Below are 6,096 nucleotides of genomic sequence, written 5' to 3' on the forward strand. Positions count from 1 at the left end.
GCCGCGACGAGCGCGCAGTCCAATGATTGTTCCGATACACGTAATACAGTCTGCGTATAAGACCAGCTAGGGTGGGGTGGTGTCCGAACGCTTCCCCGCACCCGTGGACCTCGACCTCCGGCTGGTGCAGTGCTTCACGGTGGTCGCCGAGCACCAGCACTTCGGCCGTGCCGCCGAGGCGCTGCACACCACCCAGCCGTCGCTGAGCCGGCAGATCCGCCGCCTCGAACAGCAGGTGGGCGTCCGCCTGCTCGACCGCACCACGCGCGGCACCCGGCTCAGCGAGGCCGGCGAGGTTTTCCTGCCCCAGGCCCAGGGGCTGCTGCGCGCCGCGGTCGAGGCGATGGCCCGCACCCGGGCCGCGGCCCGACCCGGCAGCATCACCATCGGCTACACCAAGGGACTGGTCATCACCGCGGCCGTGCGGGCCCTGCGGGACCGCACCCCCGACGCCGAGGTCCACACCCGCCTGCTCGCCTGGAACGACTCGCGCGGCGCGCTGCTGGAGCACCGCGTCGACGCGGTGGTGACGCGCCTGCCGTTCCCCACCGACCGGCTGCGCGTCACCGTCCTCTACGACGAACCGCGCGTGCTGGTCGTGCCCCGGGACCACCGTCTGGCCGGCAAGGAGTCGGTCACCCTCGACGACATCGCCGACGAGCCGATCCCCCACGTACGCCAGTCCGACCCGTTGCTGAACGCCTACTGGCGGCTCGATCCCCGGCCCGACGGGCGGCCCGCGCCCGATGGCCCCCTGGTCGAAGCCCTTGAGGACAAACACGAACTCATCGCCGCCGGGCAGGCCGTGGCCATCGGGCCGCCCCTCGACCACGCGACCGGCCTGCATCCCAGCCTCACCACCGTCCCGTTGCACGGGGTCGAACCGAGCCAGGTCGTACTCGCCACGCGCACCGACGACCGCAGCCGTCTGGTCACCGCTTTCCGTAAGCATGCCGAAGCTCTGCTGACCGGAACCCACCGTGCAGGACCGATCCGCACGACATGATCAGCGGCGGCTCCGCCCGGGGCATAGAGGAGAGGCGGGCCTGCGAGAGGGGTGCGAGGGACGGGGCAGGGCTTCACAGCCCCAGCCGCGCCAGCGCCTTCTCCGCGTCCGCCGCACACGCCCCGGACCCGGCCTCGTCCCACGCCGCCGCGCACAGCGCCCGCAGCCCGTCGATCGGGTCGTCGCCCTCCCCCTCCAGCACCAGCGCGCCCTGGCGCACCCGGGCCAGCCAGCCGCCACAGCGGAAGCCGCCGTCCGCCCCCGACCCCGCGGGCTCCACCTCGGGCTGGGGCGCCAGCAGGCCCCTCAGGTCGCGGTCCACATAGCTCGGCCGGTGCCGGGGCTCGGCGGCCAGCAGCCCCGCCGGGGAGGTCACCCCGGTCAGGACCAGCAGCGAGTCGACGCCGCCCGCGTACGCGCCCTCGATGTCGGTGTCCAGCCGGTCCCCCACCACCAGCGGCCGGCGCGCGCCGGTCCGCAGGATCGTCTCCCGGTGCATCGGGGGCAGCGGCTTCCCCGCGACCTGCGGGGAGCGGCCCGTGACGATCCGTACGACCTCCACCGCCGCGCCATTGCCCGGCGCGATGCCCCGGCCGCTCGGAATCGTGAGGTCCGCGTTGGAGGCGAACCACGGCAGGCCGCGCGCCACCGCGTACCCGGCCTCCGCCAGCCGCTCCCAGGGCAGCTCCGGCCCGCCGTACCCCTGGACCACCGCCGCCGGGTCGTCGTCCGCCGACTCCACCGGCACCAGACCCCGCTCGCGCAGCGCCACCCGCAGCCCCTCGCCGCCGATCACCAGCACCCGGGCCCCGGCCGGGAGCTGCTCGGCGATCAGCCGGGCCACCGCCTGCGCCGAGGTGATCACGTCCTCGGGCCCGGCCGGCACCCCGAGCCGGGTCAGATGCTCCGCCACCGCCTCCGGCGTCCGCAGCGCGTTGTTCGTCACGTACGCCAGCCGCATCCCGCCGTCCCGCGCGGCGCCCAGCGACTCCACGGCGTGCTCGATCGCCTCGCCCCCCGCGTAGACCACCCCGTCGAGGTCCAGCAGGGCGGTGTCGTACGCCTCGCTCAGCGGCCGCTCACTGGCCGCGGGCCGGGTCCGGGCGTTCTGGGTGACGGGGGGATTCATGGGGGACACGCTCCTCGCATGTATGTGCGTCTGCCCCCCGATCATCGCCTATCACGCCGGACGGCATAGCATTCACTGATGAGCATTCCAGGGCCTGTCGGGCAAGGTCTTCAGCTCGCCCCGTTCCGGGGATTGCGCTACGTCGCGGAGCGGGTCGGCAGCCTGGCCGCCGTCACCTCCCCGCCCTACGACGTCGTGGTGCGGCCCGACGGGCTGCGCGCGCTCGAGACGGCGGACCCGTACAACATCGTCCGCCTCATCCTCCCCCAGGCCGGCACCCCCGCCGACCGCCACCGGCAGGCCGCCGAGACCCTGCGCCGCTGGCAGGCCGACGGGATACTCGCCCCCGACCCCGAGCCCGCGCTCTACGTCTACGAGCAGCGCGACGGCCACCTGCTGCAACGGGGGATCATCGGCGCCCTGCGGCTGAGCCCGCGCGAGGAGGGCGTGGTCCTCCCGCACGAGGAGGTCATGCCGCACGTCGTGGACGACCGCGCCGCCCTGATGCGCGCCACCGACGCCAACCTGGAGCCGCTGCTGCTCGCCTACCGCAGCGACGGCTCGGTCACCGGCGCCGCCTCCGTCGTCGAACGCACCGCCCGGCTCCGCCCGTTGCTGTCCACGACCACCGAGGACGGCTTCAGCCACCACCTGTGGCGGGTGACCGACCCGGCCGACCTCGCCGAGATCGCCGCCGACCTGCGCCACCGGCAGGCCCTCATCGCCGACGGCCACCACCGCTGGGCCACCTACCTGCGGCTGCGCGAGGAGCGGACGGAGCCCGGCCCCTGGGACTTCGGGCTGGTCCTGCTCGTCGACACCGCCCGCTATCCGCTGCGGGTCAGGGCCATCCACCGGCTGCTCCACCAGTTGTCGCCCGCCGACGCGCTGGCCGCCCTGGGCGCCCCGGAGGGCTCCGCCTTCCGCGTACGGGCGGTCGACGGCCCGCTCCCCCAGGCCCTGGCCACCCTCGCGAAGGCCGCCGACGAGCCGGGGGCCGGCAACGCCTTCCTGCTCGCCGGGGACGGCGGCTTCCACCTCCTGGACCGCCCCGACCCCGCGCTCCTGGCGCGTACGGTCCCCACCGACCGGCCGGAGGCCTGGCGCACCCTCGACGCGACGGTCCTGCACGCCCTGCTGCTCCGGCACATCTGGCAGGTCCCGGACACCCCCGGCCACATCGGCTACCTCCATGACGCGGCGGCGGCCGTGGAGCAGGCGGAGCGGCACGGCGGCACGGCGGTGCTGATGCACCCGGTGCGGGAAGGGGTCGTCCACGACCTGGCCCGCCAGGGGATCCCCATGCCGCACAAGTCCACCTCCTTCGGGCCGAAGCCCGCCTCGGGCCTGGTCCTGCGGAGCCTCGCGCTCGGCTGACGACATAAAACGCGGGGGGGCGGAACGCGGTGAGGGCGGAACCCTTGGGTTCCGCCCTCACTCAGCTCTCTCGGCCCTCGGCTCTTCTTCGGCCGGGGTCAGCCGCCGTCGGCCTCGCGCTCCGGACGGTCGGGCTCGGTGGCCTCGGTGCCCTCCGCAGTCTCGGCGGCAGGCTCGGCGTCGTCCTCGGGCTCGTCCCCGACCTTGTCACCGGCCTCGTCCTCGGCCTTGTCCTCGACCGGTGCCTCCTCGGGCTCCGTGGCCTTCTCCGACGCCGCGAGTTCCTCGGGCTCAGCGAGTTCCTCCGGCTCCTCCGGGGCGAGCGCGTCCACGAACTCCACGCCGTCCAGCTCCGCGAGCCGGTCGGACGCGTCCGTGGTCCCGCCCTGGTCCGCCTCCAGCGCCTTGGCGAACCACTCCCGGGCCTCGTCCTCACGGCCGACGGCCAGCAGCGCGTCGGCGTACGCGTAGCGCAGCCGCGCGGTCCACGGCTGTACGGACTGGGAGGCCAGCTCAGGGCTCTGCAGCGTCACCACGGCGGCGTCGGCCTGTCCCATGTCGCGCCGGGCGCCCGCCGCGACCAGCCGCATCTCGACCTGCCCGGCCCGGTCCAGCTTCTGCACCTCGGGCTCGCCGGCCATCGCCAGAGCCCGCTCCGGGCGACCCATGCCGCGCTCGCAGTCGGCCATCACGGGCCACAGGTCGGCGGTGCCGGTCATCCGCCGCGCCGCGCGGAACTCCGCCAGCGCCTCCGCGTACTTCGCGACGGCGTACGAGGCGAAGCCCGCGGCCTCGCGCACGGCCGCCACGCGGGAGGCGAGCCGCAGCGCCACGCGCGAGTACTCGTACGCCCGCTCGGGCTCGTCGTCCAGCAGCTTGGCGACCATCACGAGGTTCTTCGCCACGTCGTCGGCGAGCGTCTTGGGCAGGCTCATGAGCTCCTGCCGCACGCTCTTGTCGATCTCGTCCCCGGTCACGTCCTCGGGGATCGGCAGCCGCTTGACCGGCTCACGGTCACGGTCCCGGTCGCGGCCGCGGTCGTCCCGGCGCCCGTAGCCGCCGGACCGGTCGTCCCGGCGCCCATAGCCGCCGGACCGGTCGTCCCGGCGCTTGTAACCGCCACCGGAACCCTCGTCGCGGCCCCGGCCCTGGCCCCCGTACGGCCGACGCGGTCCACGGTCGTCCCGCCCGCGGAAACCGCCTTCGCGGTCGTCCCGGCGCGGCGCGCGCGGCCGGTCGTCACGGCGGTCGTCACGGCGCTCATCACGCCGGTCGTCGCGGCGGAAGCCGCCACGGTCGTCGTCACGGCGGAAGGAGGGCCGATCGTCACGGCGCTCGTACCCGCCGCCGGCGCGCCCACCACGGTCGCGGTCGTCGCGGCGCGGCCCGCGCGGCCGCTCATCACGGCGCTCGTCGCGCCGGTCGTCGCGGCGGAAGCCGCCACGGTCGTCGTCACGGCGGTACGAGGGCCGGTCGTCGCGGCGCTCGTCCCGCCGGTCGCCGCGCTGGTCATCCCTGCGGTAATCACGACGGTCCTCGCGGCGGTCGTCACGCCGGAAGCCACCGCGATCGTCGTCGCGCCGGAAGCCGCCACGGTCATCGTCACGGCGGAACCCCGGCCGGTCGTCACGGTCCCGACGGAATCCGCCCTGGCGGAACCCTCCCTCGCGGTCGTCGCGGCGCGGCCCGCGCGGCCGCTCATCACGGCGCTCGTCGCGCCGGTCGTCGCGGCGGAAGCCGCCACGGTCGTCGTCACGGCGGTACGAGGGCCGGTCGTCGCGGCGCTCGTCCCGCCGGTCGTCACGACGGTCGAACCCGCCACCTGGACGGCCGCCCCGGTCGTCACGGCGTCCGTACCCGCCGGGCCGTCCGCCGCGGTCGTCGTCACGGCGAGGACCACGCGGCCGGTCGTCGCGACGGTCGTCGCGACGGTCGTCACGCCGGAAGCCACCGCGGTCCTCATCGCGGCGGAAGCCGCCACGGTCCCCACGGTCCCGGTCCCGGTCCCGGTCGCGGTTGTCGTCGCGGCGGAAGCCACCGCGGTCGTCATCCCGCCGGGGGCGGTAGGGGCGCTCGTCGCGTCCGCGACGGAACCCGCCACGATCGCCATCACGTCGCGGCCCGGACTCGCGGAAGTCGCGCCGGTCACCGCCGTCCCGGCGCCGCGGCTCCCGATCCGGACGATCGTCGGGGGAGTTGGTGGACATCGACGTGACTCCTGTCTTGAGGTACTGCGGCCATTCTCGCGCATCGGACGTGCCAACGCGTTACAGCAAAAACAAAAGGACCCCTGGTCCCAGCATGAACGCTGGGACCAGGGGTCCTCAAAGATTGTTCGGCGGCGTCCTACTCTCCCACAGGGTCCCCCCTGCAGTACCATCGGCGCTGAAAGGCTTAGCTTCCGGGTTCGGAATGTAACCGGGCGTTTCCCTAACGCAATGACCACCGAAACCCTATTGCCCATCCCGCGAATGCGGGGATTGGACAGGGCAGCGAACAAGCACACTGTTCAGTTAAGTGCGGCTCAACCGGTGCGACTGTTCGCAACCCGGGAACCACGCAGTGGACGCGAGCAACTGAGGAC

4 protein-coding genes and 1 rRNA gene are annotated in these 6,096 nt (G+C 74.3%); 2 read left to right on the top strand and 3 right to left on the bottom strand.

Annotation, left to right across the window (positions count from 1 at the left end; translation table 11 throughout):
* Positions 1-79 precede the first annotated feature (79 nt).
* A complete protein-coding gene (locus tag BBH68_RS00955; protein WP_065958199.1) occupies positions 80-1,006 on the top strand; it encodes a LysR family transcriptional regulator in 927 nt (308 codons plus the stop codon).
* Between the two features lie 73 nt (positions 1,007-1,079).
* Here the strand turns inward: BBH68_RS00955 and BBH68_RS00960 are convergent, their stop codons facing one another.
* Entirely contained in the window at positions 1,080-2,135 is a 1,056-nt protein-coding gene (locus tag BBH68_RS00960) for an HAD-IIA family hydrolase (protein WP_065958200.1), read from the bottom strand.
* 78 nt (positions 2,136-2,213) lie between these two features.
* On the opposite strand from BBH68_RS00960, the gene BBH68_RS00965 reads away from it, so the two are divergent.
* Entirely contained in the window at positions 2,214-3,512 is a 1,299-nt protein-coding gene (locus tag BBH68_RS00965) for a DUF1015 domain-containing protein (protein ID WP_065958203.1), read from the top strand.
* A gap of 98 nt (positions 3,513-3,610) precedes the next feature.
* On the opposite strand, the gene BBH68_RS42700 is transcribed toward BBH68_RS00965, so the two are convergent.
* Together BBH68_RS42700 and rrf are read right to left on the bottom strand one after the other, a co-directional pair.
* On the bottom strand, positions 3,611-4,462 hold the full coding sequence (locus BBH68_RS42700) for a tetratricopeptide repeat protein (RefSeq protein ID WP_211301823.1): 852 nt from the start codon (positions 4,460-4,462) through the stop codon (positions 3,611-3,613).
* Between the two features lie 1,383 nt (positions 4,463-5,845).
* Positions 5,846-5,962: ribosomal RNA gene (gene rrf / locus BBH68_RS00980) — 5S ribosomal RNA — on the bottom strand.
* Positions 5,963-6,096 lie beyond the last annotated feature (134 nt).

The organism is Streptomyces sparsogenes (assembly GCF_001704635.1).
Classification (GTDB): Bacteria; Actinomycetota; Actinomycetes; order Streptomycetales; family Streptomycetaceae; genus Streptomyces; species Streptomyces sparsogenes.

Coding starts and splice junctions, on each gene's coding strand:
- BBH68_RS00960 (WP_065958200.1), bottom strand. CDS start 2,135: ATGAATCCCCCCGTCACCCAGAACGCCCGGACCCGGCCCGCGGCCAGT.
- BBH68_RS00965 (WP_065958203.1), top strand. CDS start 2,214: ATGAGCATTCCAGGGCCTGTCGGGCAAGGTCTTCAGCTCGCCCCGTTC.